Here is a 20507-nt window from a genome sequence, read left to right on the forward strand (position 1 = left end):
ATTAAGATTCATTTTGATCAAATCAGGGTATTTTCTTCTATAAAGGCTCTAATACTAACTTAGCAGCAGGAGGAGGAAAAACATGATCAAAGCTAAACTTAAGTACAGTCTTGTAGCAGCAGCACTGATGATTGGCCTAACAGCAACTGCACCGTTAATGCAAGCAGCAGGCACAACCACAGCAAAGGATCTTTTCAGCGGTACACCAGCAGGGGATACGACATACCATTTCAGTGATATTCAATTTTTGAGCGGAACAACCGGACGCGCTGCTGGCAATGGATTTCTCATTGGAACTTCTGATGCCGGCTCAACATGGCAACCGATCTATAAGGGTACTTGGCAGTTTACACAGCTTGATTTCATTTCCAACACAACCGGATGGGCATTGGCGAAATCTTCTGCTTCCGGAACGAATGCCCTTATTCACACCAAGGATGGCGGAAAAACGTTCACCAAAATAGTAACCAGTCCGCTCGCGCTTGAACGTATTCATTTTGTGGATGCTTCAAATGGCTTCGGCTATACGAAGGCTTTTGCCTATAAAACATCAAATGGCGGGAAAACATGGACTAAAATCTCTACGCCTCCCAATAACCGCTATGCAGAATTTACAGATGTGAAGCATGGATGGTCACTTATCGTAGTACCTGGATTTGGCTATCGACTATCAAAAACAACAGATGGTGGTACACATTGGTCCACGAAACTAACGGTTAAATCTGAGGAGAGTATAGGCGGAAAGCTTTACACAAAGGGAAATCAAATATGGGCTCAATTTTACGGAGGGGTTGGGATGTCCCAGCAATCTTATTCCCTTTATGCCTCTGCAGATAATGGTTCAAGCTGGAGGAAAGTAATTAGCCAGGAAACAGCAGGCGGCGGACCAGCACCGGGCGGTGCTGCAGGACTTGTTAAGGAAGGACCGGCTGCGCCTGGCGGACACCCTAGCAATTTGGAGCTTGTTGATGGAGCTGCGATACTCGGAGGTTACTCTCCAGCCGCTGGAGTCATTGGCGTTGGTCGTTCGATTGATTCAGGAAAAACGTGGAATAATCTTACACCGATCGCTGGGGGAGAAAGCATTATTTCATTTACAAGCAAAGAGCTAGGCTGGATGGCCGATACAAGTCTAGCTAATGCTGCTGTGTACAGAACAACCGATGGCGGCAAAACATGGTCCAAAAAATTAAGCATTCCTGAAAACAATCAGTAAGCTGCAATCGCAGATATGCTGACAAGAACGATAAGAAGACTGGTTCCTATTATAGGGCCAGTCTTTTTGTTGCCAACAGCCATTATGTATAAAAAAAGAGGGGCTAAGCAAAATAAAGGAAGTATTGAGCTTTAATTTGCGGTAGTCACTTAAGTGGGGTGGACGTATGGATGATATAAAATGTGATTTCTCTCCAATGAAAGTTGAAGTGAAAAGCAAGCTTCTACATTTGCGTGAATCCCTTGAAGCTTTGATAAAGGATTTGGATCATGATGCTGGCAACTGCTTGTTAAATGAGTTCCATTCTATGAAAGAACAAGTTTTTGAGACGGAATCGATTGCAACAACCTTTTATTTAAAATGTTATCTTGCACCTTATACCGCTAAATATGACGAGCTGTCCCATGCAATATCCCATTTATCGAAACGGCGCCATGGGGCGCTTCTCGTCGTGCAAAGATCAGATGCAATCGATAGGTATATTACTCATGGCGTTTTGATTTCTGCCATGCTGACGCATTCGTTAATAGAATCTATTTTCACGCCTGGCGGTCCGCTCCATGACGGCGCAGTCTTAATCCAAAATGATAAAATTATATCTGCCGGCAATGTCCTGCCGTTAACGCAAAGAGACAGCGAGCAGAAGAAGCTTGGAACTAGACATCGTGCCGGTCTTGGTTTATCAGAATTAAGTGATGCGCTTGTTATCATCGTATCAGAAGAAACCGGACAAGCTTCCTTCAGCTTGGAAGGAAATTTATATCCCTTTTCACCGGGCAATGATCTGCTCCATTAAATGACACAAAGAAAAACCACCTCTTCATAAAGAGGTGGTAGTTGGTAGTGACGATTAACGCAATGTTTTCAATGCGCCGCTCCAAGCGAGTACTTGATCTAACATGCCGTTCAAATTAGTAAGATGAAGATCAGCTGGTTTGAAAACAGAACCGTTCTCAAAATCAGTGAAGAGTGACAATGCAGGATGTACACGAACGTCAGCTACAGACAATTCGCCCAAAATTCCACGTAAATGCTCAGCTGCTCGAGCACCGCCTACAGAACCGTAACTTACAATACCTGCTGCTTTATCGTTCCATGCGTCACGAGCATAATCAAGCGCATTTTTCAGTGATGCTGAAATACTGTGGTTGTATTCTTGTACAATAAATACGAATCCATCCAAGCTAGCAAGCTTCGTATTCCAAGCTGTTGCTTGCTCAGTAGCATCGCTTTCTCCCAAGAGCGGGAGCTTAAAATCCGCGATATCAACGATTTCATAATTAGCATCTCCGCGTTGATCAGCGATTTTCTTCACCCATTCACCAACTTGCGGGCTAAGACGACCTTGACGAGTACTTCCTAAAATAATACCGATATTTAATTTTGACACTGTTTTTTCCTCCTCAATAGTTGTTCTACCAAATCATTTGTCTAGAAAACCTTTTGCAGACACTGCCAAATCATGTTGTAAAGCTTTAGAACAAGAACCGTCCTTAGAATAACAAATAGTTAATGATCAGTATTTCTTAAACAAGGAAGGGTTATTCTTAACGAAAGATGGATAATAAAAATACGCCAACTTCCTTTACGTTGAGTATCTTTAATATGAGATAATAATAGCGAATATAAATTTCTTTGTCAAGTAACTATAATTAATTAAGTGCATTAATCTTTCCATTAATTGTAGCTTTTTAAACTTAAACATTCACACTTGCCATTTTATCAATTGAGTAGTAAAGTGATTGCATAGTCATTGAGAGGGGGAACGAAATGCAGAATAATACGTTAGGTTCGTTAATTTGGCTTCGGCTGATGCGTTTTACGAATCAGAGCAACCAGATGTCAAATGAATTTTTAAAACAATTTGATTTAACGACTGCTCAATTTGATGTACTCATGCAGATTCGTGTCTATCAGCCTCTAACCCAAATGGTTTTGGCCGAGAAAGTAACGGTTACGCAAGGCGGTATATCTCGCATGCTCGCACGACTTGAGAACGAAGGTTATATTGTGCGCAAACAAGACTGGAAAACCAAAACGATTAGTTTAACAGAAAAAGCCGAAGCCATATTGGATATCGCAATGCCGAGCCAGCTTGCTTTTCAAACTTCATTTTTTGAAGATGTATTAAATGAGGACGAACAAAAAACACTATACTCATTGATGACTCGCATCCATAAACATAGCCAAAAAAAGAAATTGCCGTCAGAGTAATTTTTTTGCAATATCAATTGACTAGTCAAGTTAAATAGAGGAGGAACAATTATGTATACCATCCCTGGACATCATCATATTTCGATGATTACAAAAAACGCAAAAATTAATAATCAATTTTATCAAGAAGTACTAGGACTGCGCAGAGTGAAGAAGACGGTTAATCAAGACGATCCATCCATGTATCATTTATTTTACGGTGATTTAACGGGCAGTGCGGGAACGGAGCTATCCTTCTTTGAAATGACAAATGCAGGAAGAACTGTACGCGGTACTAATGCAATTACGCAAATTGGTTTGCTCGTGCCTTCTTTAGAAAGTTTGGCCTATTGGAAAAAACGTTTTGAATTATTAAAGGTAGAGCACGGCGAAATCACAAAATATGCGGGGCGAGATGCGCTGCATTTTGAAGATACAGAAGGTTTGCGAATGGTTCTACTAAACAATAATGGTGAGGAAGTTCCTGAGAAATGGGCAGCATGGGAGGAATCAATCGCCTTGCAAAATCATCGCATTCTTGGCATGGGAACTGTCGAAATTACCGTTCGGTCTTTAGATCGTTTAGCCGCTACATTGACGAGCATGTTAGGTTATAGCGAAGTGTCACGTACGGATAATGAAGCCGTTTATCAATCTGTTGCCGGCCGTTCCTATGGAGAAATTTTGGTCAAACAAGCAGATGGTGCAATCGAGAAGCCTGGAAGAGGAAGCATTCATCATTTAGCTATCCGTGTTAAAAATGAAGAAGAGCTGCGTTATTGGGATGAGGTCGTTAAAAAACGCGGCTTCCACTCCTCAGGCATCGTGGATCGTTATTATTTTCAAAGCTTATATTTCCGAGAATCAAATGGCATTTTGTTTGAAATAGCGACGGATGGGCCTGGGTTTACGAAAGATTCATCCGTCGCAGAGCTAGGTAAAGCACTGGATTTACCGCCATTTTTAGAAGCTAGACGAGCGGATATTGAAGCAAAATTAGTACCGCTGAATTAAAACGCAAAAGGGGAGAGTACGCATGGAAAAATATCGAATCGATAAAAATAAAGGATTAGAATTCGGATTGTATTCCATCGGGGATCATTTGTCTAACCCGCATACGGGCACTATGATAAGTGCTGAACAGCGTATTCAAGAGCTCATCGATGCAAGCAAGCTGGCAGATGAGGCAGGAATAGATGTATTTGCTATAGGGGAAAGTCATCAAACATTTTTCACGACACAAGCCCATACCGTGATTTTAGGAGCAATCGCTCAGGCCACAAAAAACATTAAGATTGCCAGCTCAGCAACAGTGCTAAGTACATCTGATCCTGTTCGAGTATACGAAGATTTTGCAACGATCGATTTAATTTCCAAGGGACGTGCGGAAATTGTGGCAGGACGGGGCTCACGTGTCGGGGCGTATAGTTTGCTTGGCTATGATGTTCGGGATTATGAAGAACTATTTGAAGAGAAACTAGAGCTTCTAATGAAATTAAACAATGAAGAAACGATAACATGGGAAGGTCAGTTTAGACCAGCTCTTAAGCAAGCATCGATTTTGCCGCAGCCCAAAAATGGACATATGCCCATTTGGAGAGCAGTAGGCGGACCTCCTGCAAGTGCTATTAAAGCAGGAAATGCCGGAATACCGATGATGCTGACGACGCTTGGTGGTCCTGCAAGCAACTTTAAAATTTCGGTAGATGCTTATCGTGAAGCTGCACTTAGCAAAGGTTTTGATCCTGCAGTTCTACCTATAGCAACCACGAGTTTATTTTATATGGCGGAAACGACACAAGACGCTTTACGTGAGTACTATCCACATCTTAACGCTGGAATGCAAGCACTGCGTGGAGGCGGATATCCAAAACAGCAGTTTGCACAGTCGACCGATCATCGTGATGCTCTAATGGTGGGCAGTCCGCAGCAAATCATTGAAAAAATGCTTTACCAATATGAATTATATGGACATCAGCGTTTTATGGCTCAAATTGATTTTGGCGGTGTTCCGTTTGATAAAATTGCAAAAAATATAGAACTTATCGCTACTGAAATTATGCCCGCAATTAAGAAACACACCGCTAAAAACTAAATTGGAATCAAAATCAATTTCATCATTTAACTTATAAAAAGTGCCGCGACGATTTATTGCGGCACTTTTTTATGTTCCAGATCATCCTAATAACCCCGCTAAATAGCTAGTCATAACGAGCTTTCGTAGCTATTTATGTATGGATTGGAACAATTTTCTATTTATATATAGAATTATTCTATTATTCAAACTTTTCAAAATTCTGTATGCTAGGGTTAATCAAAGTTAACAAAACACATAGGAATTATATGGATTACTTGTAAAGTACGTATACCAAATGATAAAAAGTTGGTGAATGCAATAGGACAGCTATTAGAAGTTGATCGATTACAGGTGGCATTTCGGATGGATCAAGGAGAAGTGATCGCTGTAGATGATGTGAGCTTCACACTTGAACATGGGGAAACCATCGCTATTGTTGGTGAATCCGGTTGCGGAAAGAGTGTAACATCCCTTTCCATCATGGGATTGCTCGGAGCTAATGGTTCAGTTAATCAAGGAGAAATCAAGTTCAACGGCTCATCTCTAATCAACTGCTCACAAGCTCAGCTTCGTAAGCTTCGAGGCAGCGAAATCGCGATGATTTTTCAAGAACCGATGACCTCTCTAAATCCAGTATTCTCAATCGGAGAGCAGATTGAAGAAACGATTCGTCAGCATTTGAACCTGTCTCGAAAGGAAGCGAAGCGCTTAGCCGTAGATTTGTTAAGGAAAGTAGGGATTCCTAGAGCTGAAACGATTATAAAGGAATACCCTCACGCACTTTCAGGAGGCATGAGACAACGGGTAATGATTGCAATGGCGCTGGCATGCCAGCCCAAGCTGCTCATTGCCGATGAGCCAACGACTGCACTCGATGTTACGATTCAAGCACAAATCCTTGCACTGATGAAGCAGCTGCAAGCAGAAAGCGGTGCTGCTATCCTGCTAGTTACACATGATTTAGGAGTTGTAGCTGAAATGGCTGATACGGTGGTCGTCATGTATGCGGGGCAAGTCGTAGAATCAGCTGACGTTTTTACTCTCTTTCGAGCACCAAAGCATCCATATACACAAGGCTTAATGAAATCAACCCTCCGACTCGATCAAGTCAACAGGGAGCGGCTGCAGACAATTCCAGGTTCAGTTCCTTCTTTCCAGAAAATGCCTGCAGGATGCCGCTTTCACCCACGCTGTCCGCATACAATCGCACGATGCCAGCAAGAGCAGCCTGATCTTACGACGAATGGACAGGGACATCATGTCCGCTGCTGGCTGATGGATCCTCCAAACGTTTCAAATGATGAACATGCACAGGCGGTTAGCTTATGAGCCTCAACACATTATTGCAAATCGAACGGTTAAAAATGTATTACCCGATTCGTAGTGGGGTATTTTCAAATCAAGTCAGCCATATCAAGGCGGTTGATGATGTGAGCCTAACGATGTATGAAGGGGAAACCGTCGGTTTAGTTGGCGAATCGGGATGCGGCAAGTCGACGATTGGACGTTCAATCATTCGACTCGAGAATCCGCAAGCTGGGCGTATTTTATTTGAAAATCAAAACATAATATATTCCTCTCAGCGACAGTTAAAGCCGCTGCGGACACGAATGCAAATGATTTTTCAGGACCCTTATGCTTCCTTAAATCCAAGGCTTCGAATATACGATACGCTTGCTGAGCCATTAATTGTTCACAAGCTGGTGAAGCGCAATGAGGTGCAGCGTGAGGTTGATAACCTGCTTCAATTAGTTGGATTGCCGCGTTCGGTTGCCAATCGATATCCTCATGAATTTTCCGGGGGGCAGCGCCAGAGGATCGGAATCGCTAGAGCCATTTCATTCAAACCCAAATTGATCGTATGCGATGAGCCAGTATCAGCGCTTGATGTCTCCATCCAAGCTCAAATTTTAAATCTTTTGCAGGATTTGCAAAATGAGTTAAAGCTGACGTATTTATTTATCGCCCATGGCATTGGAGCAGTTAAACAGATCAGTACAAGAATCGCCGTCATGTACTTGGGAAAAATCGTAGAATTGGCCCCTACAGAGGAGCTATTCCGCAAGCCGAAGCACCCGTATACGCAGCTTCTATTAAATGCGTATCCTCCGCCGGACCCGACGCTTCGAACAAAGAAGAGTCTCATCATTCAAGGCGATGTGCCTAGTCCAGCGGAGCCTCCCACTGGTTGTCGTTTTCATACTCGTTGTCCTTATGTGCAAGAGCTGTGCCGAACAGCGGAACCGGTTATTACGGAAGAGCATCACTCTGTTGCATGCCATTATCCGCTTGCATAGCACAAAGGCTAGGAAAGGAGAAGGCATCGATGGGCCATTATATCGTTCGAAGGCTGCTGATTTCCATACCGGTATTTCTTGGAATCACATTGCTTAATTTTCTTATCATGAATATGGCTCCCGGGAATCCCGTGGATATGTTAATCAATCCTAATATCCCGAAAGAGCTGCTAGAGATTAAAAAAGAGCTGCTTGGTCTGAATGACCCATTGTATATACAGTATGTAAAATGGCTGGGCGGTTTTTTTAGAGGAGAACTAGGCTATTCATTTAGCAGCTTCGCCCCTGTATCACAGCTGATTGGCGCCCGAATCGGACCTACCTTGCTGCTGGCTGCAGCATCGATGCTGGTTGGGATATTGATTGCCGTACCCGTAGGGGTGATCAGTGCTGTCAAACAGAATTCAAAATTGGATTATTTCATGACAGGGTTATCCTTTCTAGGCACCTCGATTCCTCCCTTTTTCCTAGGCCTTGGATTTATCTATTTGGTTGGAATTAAGCTGAAGTGGCTTCCAACGGGGGGAATGTCAACGTTAGGAGGCTCTGGCAGCTTTGGAGATATCCTCATGCATATGATTCTTCCTGTCATGGTGCTTGGTATTACGATTGCAGGTAAAAAGGTTCGGTATGTTCGCGCCAGTATGCTCGATGTACTGCATCAGGATTATCTGCGCACAGCTCGAGCGAAAGGCCTTAGTGAATTTCTGGTTACAAATAAGCATGCGCTTCGCAATGCCTTAATCCCGATCATAACGATCATCGGTGCAGAAATTCCTTTGGTATTAGGCGGCAGCATTATTATTGAGCAAGTATTTCAATGGCCGGGTATCGGGCAATTAACGATGGAAGCCATTCTCTCACGCGACTATCCGACTTTAATGGGCATTAATTTGATTGCTGCCTGCGTTATACTCTTCACGAATTTGTTCACCGACATCGTTTATTCAATGGTTGATCCACGCATTAAATACAGCTGATTGGAGGGGATTGCAAATGTCCGTTAGTGAAATGCCATGGATGAGAAAAGATGCTTTTTCCTCAGATCAAAGCGATGAAGACGAACTGTCTATGGATGTAATGGAGAGTCAAGCCCAATTAGTGAGGCGTAAGTTTATCAAGCACAAGCTGGCGATATGGGGACTTGCAACTACCTTGCTGCTGATTAGTATCGCGCTTTTTGCTCCGTGGCTTGCACCAAGTCATCCTAATGAAATTACAGATGCGTTCTCAGCCCATCCCTCGCTTACACACTGGTTAGGCACCGATCAAGTAGGGCGGGATGTATTAAGCCGGTTGATTTTTGGAACTCGGGTATCCTTAATGATTGGTTTTTTTACAGTTGCTTTGTACGTAACCTTCGGAACATTCATTGGGCTAATCGCTGGTTACTATGGCAAATGGCTGGATATGGCACTTATGCGTTTGACTGATATTTTCTTAAGTTTTCCATACATTATGGTCGTATTGGTCATCGTGAGCGTGCTTGGTGCAAGTGCATCCACGATCATCCTTGTTCTCGCACTGTTCAAATGGCCAACGATAGCGATGCTTGTCAGGGGAAGCGTATTATCCATGAAACAAATGGATTTTGTCCGCGCCGGCGTTGCGCTTGGATACAACACCCCGCGAATACTAATAAAGCATATTTTGCCAAATGTAATGGGGCCAATCATTGTGAATGCAACGTTTGGCGTTGCCAGCACGATTCTTAGTGAAGCTGGACTTAGCTTTCTTGGGATGGGGGTCAAATCCCCTCAGGCGAGCCTTGGCAATATGCTGCACGATGCACAATCGCTAACGGTTTTAACTGAGCAGCAGTGGTTATGGGTACCTGCCGGCCTCGTTATTCTTATTACAGTGCTTGCGATTAACTTTGTAGGGGACGGTCTTCGTGATGCGTTTGATGCGAGGGCTTAAGTATATGAATCTGCTATTTAATTTTTTAAATAGATAAAGCAATAAAACAAAAGGAGAGAAACGAATGAAAACAAGGTTTCAAGTACCAGGATTCGTATTATTAACCATCTTAATGATTTTCCTATCGGCATGCAGTGAAACAAAGCAGGAAAAGGTCGAAGCAACAGCAGAACCAGCGAAGGAAGATGTTTCTGTTAAGGCAACAACCAACGATGCCAAAGCCAAAAAAACCTTATACATTGGTATTGTTAATGCTCCTGTTACATTAAATCAAATCAATACGCAAGGAAGCTCGGCGTCGCTTGCCCCTATTAATTTACTTAATGATTCTTTGCTCGATGTAACGGATACCGCACAATTTATACCGAAGCTGGCGGAATCTATCGAGACGCAGGATAAGCAAACTTACCGTATCAAGCTTAAAGCGAATGCCAAATGGAACGATGGCACCCCTTTTACAACGGCAGATGTGGCTTTCACCTTAAAGCTTGCCCTTCATGCCAAAGTAGAATCATCCTTCAAGTTGGATTTTATCGAAGGCTTAAATGACATTGGGAAACTGGATGAAGGGAAAACAGAGCTATCCGGATTGAAAATTATCGATCCAACGACCTTCGAGATCAAAACAAAAACACCAATCGATCCGCTTGTATTTAATGAACGTTTCGGTGTTAAGGTGAATTTCTTGCCCGAGCATATTCTGAAAGATGCCAATCCAGAGCAGCTTTCAACGAACGAATATTTCCAAAAACCATTAGTCACCATTGGTCCCTATAAGTTTGCGAATTATGAGCAGGGCCAATTTGTTGAGGTGACGAAAAATGAAAATTACTACCTCGATGTACCTAAGATTGACACGATATTCATAAAGGTGCTTCCCGCGGCAAATCTTGTAGCACAGCTGCAGACGGGAGAAATTCAAATGAATTCTTTACCGGTCGGGCTTGTACCGATTACGGATTATGATAAGGTCAAGGGCTTTGAGAATGTAAATGTAACCTCAGCTCCAGCCTCTGAGCCAGCAGAAATATTCTTCAATACAGAGAAGCTTCCAGATAAAAAAGTTCGTCAAGCGATCGCCTATGCGTTGAACCGTCCGCTCATCGTGGAGCAGTTGCTCAAAGGGCAGGCCGAAATTATTGATGGAGGCATCCCAAGCTCGCATCCTTATTTTAATAAAAACATTGCCAATTATGATTACAATCCTGAAAAAGCAAAAGAGCTTTTAAAAGAAGCGAATTGGGATCCCAAACGTACCATTACATTTATTATTCCAGTTGGGAATAAGGTTCGTGAGCAGGCTGCTGATATTCTCGTACAAAACTTAGAATCTGTTGGGATTAAAGTAGACGTTCAGAAATTCGATTTCCCGACGTTAATCGATAAAGTGGAGAAGGGCGAGCATGACATTACCATATTCACAAGAGATTACTATATCGAACCTAGCCTCTATTTTACAACCTATAAAAGTGATGATCCCGAAAGTGTGATTCGATTTAAGAATCCTTTAGTCGATGAGCTTATTAAAAAGGGAGAACAAGAAATTATAGAGGAAAAACGTCACGAGATTTATAACCAATTGCAAGAGGTACTGCATGATGAGGTTGCCACTTTAGCTGTTTATTCCGAGAAACGTTTGCAGGTCGTATCAAAAAACGTTCTCGTTGGTAAACCGCTTAATCTAGGTACGTTCAATAATGTAAACCAGTGGGATATAGAAACGAAATAGCAGCACACGTTTTTAAAAAGGCTGCATGTCATGAAGTTATTACTCGGTTTTACGGAATTTATTCCATTTATATATGTTTTCAAAACTTATAGGAGGTGCAAGGATAATGGCAGATTTGAATTGTCTTGTATGCAAGTCGGATATCGAGGTGGAAGAGAGTGTAACGACGGGTGAAATTTTGGAATGCGGTTCATGCGGTCAAGAACATGAAGTGCAGGTCGAATCCAATCTCGTAAGCATCGCTCTAGCTCCAGAAATAGAAGAAACTTGGGGAGAGTAGGAACCGAACATGGAGCAGAATCGTGCGATTTTATTATGTGTTACAAAGTTGCGGGAAGAAGAACAACGAATAATCGATCATCTTCGAGATTTAGGCGTACAAGTGCAGGTGAACTTGGATTCCATGGAATTACCATTAGGTGAGCCTGATGTCCATTCCTTCGGAATTGCTCTCATTCGTTGTCTCTCACAGAAAAACGCGTTGAATCGAGCCCATCTGCTTGAATTAGCCGGTCTTGAAACGTTGAATTCGGTCAAAGCAATTACTATTTGTACAAATAAAATACATCAAGCGATTGTGTTTCAAAAACATGGCATTCCCCAGCCCCAATATAAAGTAGCTTTTACACCTGAGAAGCTCTTCCAAGCTTTGCAGACATTTGGAGATTTATGTGTCATTAAGCCGGCAACCTCATCTTGGGGAAGGGGAATAGCTAGAATCACCGGCAAAGAATGCTTAGATGGCTGGATAGCTGCAAGGGAATCTGTAGACCCTGGGCATCAATCGTTCCCTGTATTAGTACAAGAATATGTGGAAAAAGGTGATTTTGATATCCGTGTTGTCATCGTAGGCAGCAAACCGATTGCTGCGTTCCGCCGGGTTTCGGCAGACAACTGGAAAACAAATACGCATTTAGGTGCAGAAATTGATCCTCTAGAAATTAATGATGAAATGGCCTCCATTTGCAAACAAATAATCGAGGTTTTGGGCGAAGGCATTTATGGTGCAGACTTGTTTTTTGATTACAAGCAGCAACGGTACGTCGTATGTGAAGTGAATCAAAACCCAGAATTCGCAAAGTCCTGGAAAATTCATGGTGTCGATGTGGCCTACCATATTGCACAATATGTAAAAGCTGCGATTGAACGAAAAAACAAGGCCAACTTAACTGTTATATCGCGGTAAATAGGGAGGTTAAATGGGAAATGGGAGAAACGTTAACGAAACCAGAAGCTGTCATCCAAAAAGAAAATTATTTTTCATTGTCATTTGTATTATCGAGAGTACTAAATTCAGGCGTCATTATGAGTATTGAAAAAAATGATCTTGAATTAAAAGGATTGGAGAAAGGGATAGCCAAGCTGACCAACAAGAAATATGTCTCTTTATTTAATAGTTACACCGGTGCGATTCACGGTGCGCTGTGGGGACAGAACTTAGGCTACCATACTTCTGCACGACTGGATCATCCGAGTGAGCAGGAAAAAAAGTTTATTCATTGGTTAGGAATCACACTCATTTCAGATCCACACGTAAAGCAGGCTTATGCGACCGTTGAGGTTAATTGGGAAAACCTTCATCAGTTGGATCAGATCATTTTTAAAGCCAGCGACCGCGCTCCCGTACTCGTTTTGGACTTTACGGGATTAGGTTTTGGACCGGTTGCTGCCATCGCTGCAAATGATGATAATATTTGGAAAAAAGCAGAGCGCTTGAAGATTTTTGGTGCCTTTGATTTACAAACGATGTGGACACAGGAAGATAGTGAACCTGACCTGCAGCCAGCCTTGCAGTTCAACTACAGGCTTAGCCCGCTCGTAGCAGCATGTGTGAAGTTAACACTCTTAAGGAGGAACCAATCATTATGAAGTCGGATTTTATTCGCAAGCCGTTAGCGCTGCCTTCGGATGATTGGGTTCAAGCACCTTTAGCCTTTCTGGGAGGACCATCTATTATTCCAGAGGATGTAAGGAAGACGAATTTCCCAATCATTACGAAGGAAGATGTCATTCAAATGCTTATCTCCATCCAGCAGGATGGAGAGCAAGTTGTCGATGAGTTCAAAGAAACGTACCGCAATTATGTAGGGGCGAATTATGCGATTGCTACAGCAAGCGGTACATCCAGCCTGCACCTCGCATTAGTTGGGGCAGGTGTACAGCCCGGAGATGAGGTGATCGTTCCTGCATTCACATTCATAGCAACCGCTCAAGCCGTTGTTGCAGCGAAGGCGATCCCTATTTTTGTGGACATTGACCCTATAACCTATTGCTTAGATCCACTAAAAGCAGAGCAAGCCATAACGAACAAAACAAAGGCAATCATGCCCGTGCATGTACATGGCCTGCCTGCTGATTTACCTGCATTGAGACGTCTGACTGACAAGTATTCGCTTCGCCTTGTAGAGGATGCCTCCCATGCGCATTCCGCATCAATCCATCAACAACTCGCCGGTTCGATTGGAGACAGTGCAGGGCAAAGCTTAATGGCCGATAAAAACTTTCCTGTAGGCGGGGAAGGAGGCATCGCTTTTTTCAAAGAAAAAGAGGATTATGAGCGCGCACTCGCGTTCCTTGATTCATCAGGCATTGATTACCGCATGTCTTGGATTGCAGCTGCTTTCGGTTTGAGCCAGCTTTCCCGACTCCCTTATTATGATGCCATTCGTGCACGGAATACAGCTTATCTAACGAAAGAGCTTTCAGAAACAAAACTGTTTAGCGGACCATTCGTACCGGATGGGTATAAGCACAGTTTTAATATGTATCGTGTTAAACTCTCACCCGAGCGACTTGGGCTTGAGGACTTGGAGGATTATCTTGTTAAAGATGCCGTTCAGCAGCTCATTAATTCTGAAGGCGTATTTGCTAGAGAGTGGCAAAATGTACCGATACCTGGTCATCTGCCATTCAAAAATCGAAAAGGCTTTGGAAATGGTTATCCGTTTACGTTATCGGACCGTCAAGATTTTGGTTACGATTTGAACCATTTCCCTGAAACATTGAAGATGCTTAGAAACAGCTTAACGATATGCAGAGAATTAAGAACGCCTATAGAATATGAGCGAATTCAAGCTTACGCCTTGGCTTTCAAAAAAATTGATGCGAACCCGCATATGATTCGTGAACTGGTAGAGCGAGGCAGCGATCTTATAGTGCTGTATGAAAGAGACGCTAGATTAGGATGAGTACAGCAGAACAACAAAAGAAACGAGTAGCCATTTTAGGCGGCAGCGGGTTCACTGGCGCTGAGTTATACAGGCTGCTCAATAAGCATCCTCATTTTGAAGTTCAGTTTGTGTCCTCCGAATCAAAGGCGGGATACCCGGTGGATAAGTTCTATATCGGTTCTATTCATAAAAAGAAGCTCAGCTCGCTAAAGTTCAACAAAATATCCGATTTAGAAGGTCATTACGATGCGATTTTCTCCTGTTTGCCTACAGGCTCCTTGCCTAAGATTATCCAGCATATTGCAGAGCATACAGACTATATCTTTAATCTAAGCGGGGATTATCGTATATCCGACCCCGATATATTACATCAACATTATCCAGAAACATTAAAACATGCATTTGAAGGCGGTTGGCACTACTATATTCCAGAGTTCAGCAAAATCAATCTCGAAGCAAAAGTAGTCAATCTTCCGGGCTGCATGGCAGTGGCGACGCTGTATACCCTTTATCCGCTTGTAGCGCATGGCTTAATTGAAGGCCGTGTAATCACTGATGCCAAGACGGGCTCCAGCGGCGGCGGAAAATCAACAACAGAGCATCATGCGGAGCGCTCCCATAACTTCAGAGCTTATAAAGTTCATGGTCATCGTCATCAGCCCGAAGTCGTGCATGCATTATCCTATCATTTGAATCAATTGGTAGATTTGCAGTTTTCGGTCTATAGTCTTGATCTTCCCCGAGGAATTATGGCAACCTCGTATTCCTTGCTAAAGGAGCACGTAACAGATGTAGATGTAAAAAAAGCATTCTACGGCACGTATTCATCCAAACCTTTTCTTCATTATTTTAACTCGGGAAATGGTTCACCTATGATCAAAACAGTAGCAGGAACAAATTATGCAGAAATCGGTGCTTATGTGGATGGACGATATTGTGTTTCCATCGCAACCATCGATAATTTAATTAAAGGAGCTGCGGGGCAAGCCATACAGGCAGCAAACAACTATTTTGGATACTCTGAGGAGGCGGGATTGACATTTGAATTTGAGGGAGCGTGGCCCTGATGAGCAGCGGCAGCTTATATGTAATCAAGCTCGGCAGCAGTACGATTGTAAACCATCCTCACATTTTTGAAGAAATTAGCCTTATCGTTAAGCGAGGAAATCAAGTGCTGCTTGTGGCAGGCGGTGCCGAAGCCATTAAGCAAAAATATGAATCCATTCCTCGTACGATGCCTTTTCTTACATTGCCGTCTGGGGATGAGGTACGGTACTGTTCACCCGAAGAGATGCCGATTATCCGTGCAGCCTATCATGAGATTATTTTGCCCACTATACATACACAGCTGAAGGACTACGGTCTTTCTGTCTACTCACAGCTTGGTGGAGATCAAGGTCTTGTCTATGGTGAGAAAGCGAAACCCCTTAAAGTGATTAAGGATCAAAAAACGATCATTGTCCGTGATTCGTTGTTCGGTCATTTCGTGGGCAGTCATGTGGCATTTCTGAAATTTGCTTTACAGGCCTTTGATGTTGTATGTGTTTCTCCTCCAATATTAGATCCAGAACTGGATGTGTACATAAACATCGATGCAGATGTGCTCGCTGCTCACTTAGCAGTGGACTTAGAAGCGCATCACCTGCGCTTTGTTACTGGAACTGCAGGCTTACTGGAGGATGTTGAAGATAAACATTCAACGATAGAAAGTGTCTATACGAATGATGAATTAAGCTTTGTAAAAGGGCGCATGAAGCAAAAAGTGCGCGCAGCCCAATTAGCAATCCAGCAGGGCATCTGTGATGTGAATATAACCGGTCCTCATACCTTGGAAGCACCCGGCAAAACGTGGTTTTGGAACATGGATCGGGAGCTCGGCGCATTCGATTTATTGAATAAAGTGGCGCGCATTCCTTCGGTCTCTCAAGATGAGCATGTGCTTGCACACTACTTATTAGAGACGATTAAGCAGCCTTCGGTTTCAGCGGAAATAGACCACGCAGGAAACATCGTTTTCCGCAAAGGGAATGGTCCCAATACACTGCTCTTATTAGGGCATATAGATACGGTTCCGCATGTTTGGCCTGTTCGATCCGACTCCAAAGGCATTACGGGCAGGGGAATCGTGGATGCTAAAGGCTGCTTTGTAAATTTCATTCATATGCTGCAAGAAGTTGAGGTGCCGGAGCAGGGATCTTTACTTGTAATTGGTGCAGTCGAAGAAGAAATATCATCATCAAAAGGAGCTCATTTCATTCGAGATCACTACAAGGCGGATGCGGTTATTATTGGGGAGCCGAGCGGAGTAGAGAGCTTAACCCTCGGTTATTACGGTCTCTTTAAGCTGGAAATTACCATTCATCGCGCGCAGGAGCATACCGCTGCCAAAGATAGCCAGAGTGTTATCGACGAATTGTACAGTGTTGTATCGGACATTCGTGTTCTCGTACGTGATATCGATCCACATTCCTTATCCTCATTAATTGATATCGAGCATCACAATGAACGAGGCTTTTTGACGGTAAAAGGGACGTTAAACTTTAGAATATCACCAGCGGCAGGCAACGATTATCAGAAAAAAATTGATTTGTCATTTGGTGAAAATGTGACTGTTGACATCTTGCGTGCAACACCAGGATTTTCGAACTCTCGCACAGGCTCCTTAGTCAAAGCTTTTGTTCGCAGTTTCGCTAAGCAGGAGAAATCCATTCACTATATCAAAAAACGTGGAACGAGCGACATGAATACGCTGGCCACAACTTGGGATTCCGTCCCTATGGTAGCTTATGGTCCCGGTGATTCCAGCTTGGATCATACGAATGATGAATATTTACATTATGGTGAGGTAGAGGAGACCAGAACGATTTTAAAAGAAGCTGTAAACGAATGGTTTCGGCTGAGATTGGAGGAATAAATGGAGCTGGCAATCGATATTCAAAGGGAAGAAATTTCTATGCTGGTTAATAAGGCGAAAGAAGCGAGGAAACTGATCATTGACATGGCTGCATCACCTACAGGATGCCATATCGGCGGAAGTCTTTCTGCGATTGACTTATTGATTGGTGCGTATTCGAAATATGTGGAAGATCCAAATACGCTCATCATTCTTAGCAAAGGGCATGCTGCAGCAGCATTATATGCCGCGCTCCATGTATACGGGATGATTAAGGATAACCCAGCGGATAGCTATGGGAAAGCAGGCTCTTTGTTCACAGGTCACCCTAATCATAAACTGTCAGGCATCCCCTTCGCTACAGGCAGTTTGGGACATGGCATTCCGTACGCAGCAGGCTGGGCACTGGCACAAAAGATGAAACAAACGAATGGACTAGGGATTGTGATCGGTGGAGATGGGGAGCTGCAGGAAGGATTATGCTGGGAAACCGCACAGATTGTCCAAGCCCAGTCGATCACTAATTTTGTATATATCGTCGATTGCAACGGAGGCCAAAACGATGGTTATGTGCATGACATATCACCGCTTCGCAATCTCCGGCAAAGATTTGAAGCGTTTGGCTTTGCTGTCAAGGAAATCAACGGCCATCATTTCGAAGAAATCCTTGCCGCAATTGAACCAGATCCAGATAGACCAGTAGCCGTCCTAGCCAATACGATAAAAGGAAAAGGTGTTGCTGCGATTGAAGGAAACCCAGAAGCGCATTATGTTAAAATCCCAGAGAAGCTCGCCCATAAATGGAAGGTGAGTTTATTATGACCAAGAAGTCAGGTAGAGATGCCTATAAAGATGAGCTGACTATGCTTGCTTCCAGCAACGAGCAAATTGTATGTATTGAAGCAGATCTAGGAGGCAAAAATCATCCTTTTGGACAGCAGCATCCCCAGCGTTTTTTTAATCTTGGCATTGCAGAATTAGCTGGAATTGATATGGCAGCCGGTCTTGCTGAAGCCGGCTATGTGCCATTCTTCTCAACCTTTGCTTCCTTTGCAGCATTGCGAGCAGCCGAAAGCATTAAGCTGACGATGGGGTATATGGGGAAAAACGTTAAGGTTGTAGCTGCTTATGGAGGGGTATCTGGCGGCTGGTTTGGAACGACACATCATGCCTTGGAGGACATCGCTGTCCTCCAAGCGTTTCAAAACATACGGATCGCTTGCCCTCATGGTGAGCAGGAAACACGAAGAGTGATACGTGAAGCAGCAGCATCAGAGGAGCCGTATTATATTCGACTTTCTAGAAATGATGCCTTTGACAGCCTGGATCGAGCAGAGGACGAGAGCTGCAGAAACTTAATTGTAGAAGGTGGAGCACGTACTGATCGATCCAAACTATGCTTAATTTCCGTGGGTGAACAAGCAACAGAACTTTGCAAGCAGATCATTCAAGAGGACGACACTCTCGTACATGCGCATTTATGTTACGTCGACATTCAAAGCTTGAAACCCTATATTCAACACTTAAGCGGTTTAGCTGACCAATTTCTGGTCGTTGAGGAGCATCGAGCAACCGGCAGTACGGCGTCCTATCTAGCCTTATTATTGCCTAAGCATCAAGTTCACTCACATCATTGCGGTGAGAAATGGCCGATCTACGGCGGTACGCATGCTGAGGTTCTAGACTATTTAGGATTTGGGTTTGAACCACTGCAACAACAAATCCAGAATATTCTAGGAGGTAAGGATGGTTTTTAGTGTACTAAAACAAAGAAACTTCCGCCATTATTCCTTCGCTGATATTATTTCCGGGTTCGGCGTAGGTATGAGTACGATTGGTGCGAACTGGTATCTCATGGATCAGACAAATTCGATTGCCGCTATTGGGTTCATGCTTTCCTTAAATGTCATTGCAGGTTTTCTCATCTCTGCATTCGTAGGCACCTTAATCGATAAATGGAATCGAAAAACGATTATCTTATGGGCCAATGGCATTCGGGCGATCGCCTTGTTAATCATAACAGGTGCTTTTGTATGGACGGGATTCCGAATTGAATATCTTTATGCCTTTGCCATTATTAACGGGATGGGCTGGACCGTATATATGACGGCTTCTCGAAGCCTGGTTCAAGAAATCCTATCGGAGAAGGACCTCATTAATGGAAACTCCTTAATTGAAATCAGCTTGCAAGTAGGGATGTTTATGGCTGGTGCACTTTCAGGAGTGTTGTACAAATTCGTTGGCTTTGAGATCATTCTTCTTCTAAATGCGATCGCCTTTATCGTGAGCAGCTTCTTCCTTAGTCGAATTCAATATACACCTATCCCTTTTGAAAATGATAAAGAGTCCTTCTTTGCAACGTTTAAGAATGGCCTAACGTATCTGGCTGAACGTCCATTTATTTTCTTGCTTGGTATTGTATCGATTATTCCACTCGTTTCTACGATGATATACAACGTCGTTCTACCTGGTTATGTAAGCAACACGGTGCAAGGTGATTCCGTTGTATTCGGTTTATCAGATATGTTTTATGGCATTGGGGGATTATTGTCTGGATTTATTGCAGCACCCTTGGCTAAGAAAATATCACAACATGGAACGATACTATTATTTTTTATGATATCCGTGCTGAGCCTGCTCGCTGTAGCGTTTAACCATTTGATTCTGCTTTTGTACCTTGGCAGCGTGTTGATCGGATTAACGAACTCTTCGTTACGTATTTTAATGACAACGACGCTGATGGAATCGGTATCCAAATCCTACATGGGTCGAGCGACTTCGGTCTGGATGGCGATTTCCTTGCTCTTGCAGATCTTGTCCGCCACAGGGCTTGGCCTTGTCATTGATCGCTTTTCTCCAGGCGCGGGTTTTATCTGTATGAGCGGCATAATGTTCATCGGATTTGTTGTGTACTTTGTGATGCATAGTAAAGCGACACAAAAAAGTACACTGGAAGCTTGAATTTTGCATTGCGAACCACTTATTTCATAACCATTAAAGGAGGATAAAGAG

At 43.3% G+C, this 20507-nt stretch carries 20 protein-coding genes; 19 read left to right on the top strand and 1 reads right to left on the bottom strand.

Annotation, left to right across the window (positions count from 1 at the left end; translation table 11 throughout):
• The first annotated feature begins 82 nt into the window (after positions 1-82).
• A complete protein-coding gene (locus BK120_RS03090; protein ID WP_076265971.1) occupies positions 83-1216 on the top strand; it encodes a WD40/YVTN/BNR-like repeat-containing protein in 1134 nt (377 codons plus the stop codon).
• A 166-nt stretch (positions 1217-1382) separates the two neighbouring features.
• Complete coding sequence (gene cdaS / locus BK120_RS03095; RefSeq protein WP_076265972.1) at positions 1383-2012, top strand: sporulation-specific diadenylate cyclase CdaS; 630 nt, start codon at positions 1383-1385, stop codon at positions 2010-2012.
• A gap of 54 nt (positions 2013-2066) precedes the next feature.
• Here the strand turns inward: cdaS and BK120_RS03100 are convergent, their stop codons facing one another.
• Positions 2067-2606, bottom strand: a complete 540-nt coding sequence (locus BK120_RS03100) for an NADPH-dependent FMN reductase (RefSeq protein WP_076265973.1) — start codon at positions 2604-2606, stop codon at positions 2067-2069.
• A gap of 380 nt (positions 2607-2986) precedes the next feature.
• Here BK120_RS03100 and BK120_RS03105 point away from each other — a divergent pair, with 380 nt between their 5' ends.
• The 17 genes from BK120_RS03105 to BK120_RS03185 all read left to right on the top strand — a co-directional run bounded on the left by BK120_RS03105 (position 2987) and on the right by BK120_RS03185 (position 20456).
• The gene (locus BK120_RS03105) at positions 2987-3430 is read left to right on the top strand and encodes a MarR family winged helix-turn-helix transcriptional regulator (RefSeq protein WP_076265974.1); all 444 of its coding nucleotides are present in this window, start codon (positions 2987-2989) and stop codon (positions 3428-3430) included.
• Between the two features lie 51 nt (positions 3431-3481).
• Entirely contained in the window at positions 3482-4423 is a 942-nt protein-coding gene (locus tag BK120_RS03110) for a ring-cleaving dioxygenase (RefSeq protein ID WP_076265975.1), read from the top strand.
• A gap of 22 nt (positions 4424-4445) precedes the next feature.
• Positions 4446-5504 (top strand): LLM class flavin-dependent oxidoreductase, encoded by a 1059-nt coding sequence (locus BK120_RS03115; RefSeq protein WP_076265976.1) that lies wholly within the window; start codon positions 4446-4448, stop codon positions 5502-5504.
• Between the two features lie 345 nt (positions 5505-5849).
• Positions 5850-6815, top strand: coding sequence for an ABC transporter ATP-binding protein (locus BK120_RS03120; RefSeq protein ID WP_076265977.1), 966 nt, complete (start codon positions 5850-5852; stop codon positions 6813-6815).
• The gene (locus BK120_RS03125; RefSeq protein ID WP_076265978.1) at positions 6812-7783 is read left to right on the top strand and encodes an ABC transporter ATP-binding protein; all 972 of its coding nucleotides are present in this window, start codon (positions 6812-6814) and stop codon (positions 7781-7783) included. The genes BK120_RS03120 and BK120_RS03125 overlap by 4 nt, the downstream gene beginning before the upstream one ends.
• 29 nt (positions 7784-7812) lie before the next feature.
• On the top strand, positions 7813-8763 hold the full coding sequence (locus tag BK120_RS03130) for an ABC transporter permease (protein WP_076265979.1): 951 nt from the start codon (positions 7813-7815) through the stop codon (positions 8761-8763).
• A gap of 16 nt (positions 8764-8779) precedes the next feature.
• Positions 8780-9703: an oligopeptide ABC transporter permease gene (gene opp4C / locus BK120_RS03135; RefSeq protein ID WP_076265980.1), complete on the top strand. Its 924-nt coding sequence runs from the start codon at positions 8780-8782 to the stop codon at positions 9701-9703.
• Positions 9704-9767: 64 nt separating this feature from the next.
• Positions 9768-11432 carry an ABC transporter substrate-binding protein gene (locus BK120_RS03140; protein ID WP_076265981.1) on the top strand — a complete coding sequence of 555 codons (1665 nt, stop codon included), beginning with the start codon at positions 9768-9770 and terminating at the stop codon, positions 11430-11432.
• Between the two features lie 106 nt (positions 11433-11538).
• Positions 11539-11712 (top strand): lysine biosynthesis protein LysW, encoded by a 174-nt coding sequence (locus BK120_RS03145; protein WP_076265982.1) that lies wholly within the window; start codon positions 11539-11541, stop codon positions 11710-11712.
• Between the two features lie 9 nt (positions 11713-11721).
• On the top strand, positions 11722-12618 hold the full coding sequence (locus BK120_RS03150) for a RimK family alpha-L-glutamate ligase (RefSeq protein WP_076265983.1): 897 nt from the start codon (positions 11722-11724) through the stop codon (positions 12616-12618).
• A 20-nt stretch (positions 12619-12638) separates the two neighbouring features.
• Positions 12639-13301 (top strand): degT/DnrJ/EryC1/StrS aminotransferase, encoded by a 663-nt coding sequence (locus BK120_RS03155; protein ID WP_076265984.1) that lies wholly within the window; start codon positions 12639-12641, stop codon positions 13299-13301.
• Positions 13298-14620, top strand: a complete 1323-nt coding sequence (locus BK120_RS03160) for a DegT/DnrJ/EryC1/StrS aminotransferase family protein (protein WP_076265985.1) — start codon at positions 13298-13300, stop codon at positions 14618-14620. The genes BK120_RS03155 and BK120_RS03160 overlap by 4 nt, the downstream gene beginning before the upstream one ends.
• Complete coding sequence (argC, locus tag BK120_RS03165; protein ID WP_076265986.1) at positions 14617-15669, top strand: N-acetyl-gamma-glutamyl-phosphate reductase; 1053 nt, start codon at positions 14617-14619, stop codon at positions 15667-15669. The genes BK120_RS03160 and argC overlap by 4 nt, the downstream gene beginning before the upstream one ends.
• Entirely contained in the window at positions 15669-17516 is a 1848-nt protein-coding gene (locus tag BK120_RS03170) for a M20/M25/M40 family metallo-hydrolase (protein WP_076265987.1), read from the top strand. Before argC ends, BK120_RS03170 begins: the two co-directional genes overlap by 1 nt.
• Complete coding sequence (locus BK120_RS03175; RefSeq protein WP_076265988.1) at positions 17517-18317, top strand: 1-deoxy-D-xylulose-5-phosphate synthase N-terminal domain-containing protein; 801 nt, start codon at positions 17517-17519, stop codon at positions 18315-18317.
• Positions 18314-19252, top strand: coding sequence for a transketolase family protein (locus BK120_RS03180; protein ID WP_076265989.1), 939 nt, complete (start codon positions 18314-18316; stop codon positions 19250-19252). The genes BK120_RS03175 and BK120_RS03180 overlap by 4 nt, the downstream gene beginning before the upstream one ends.
• Positions 19242-20456, top strand: coding sequence for an MFS transporter (locus BK120_RS03185; RefSeq protein ID WP_076265990.1), 1215 nt, complete (start codon positions 19242-19244; stop codon positions 20454-20456). Before BK120_RS03180 ends, BK120_RS03185 begins: the two co-directional genes overlap by 11 nt.
• Positions 20457-20507: the final 51 nt, after the last annotated feature.

Source organism: Paenibacillus sp. FSL A5-0031, assembly GCF_001956295.1.
Classification (GTDB): Bacteria; Bacillota; Bacilli; order Paenibacillales; family Paenibacillaceae; genus Pristimantibacillus.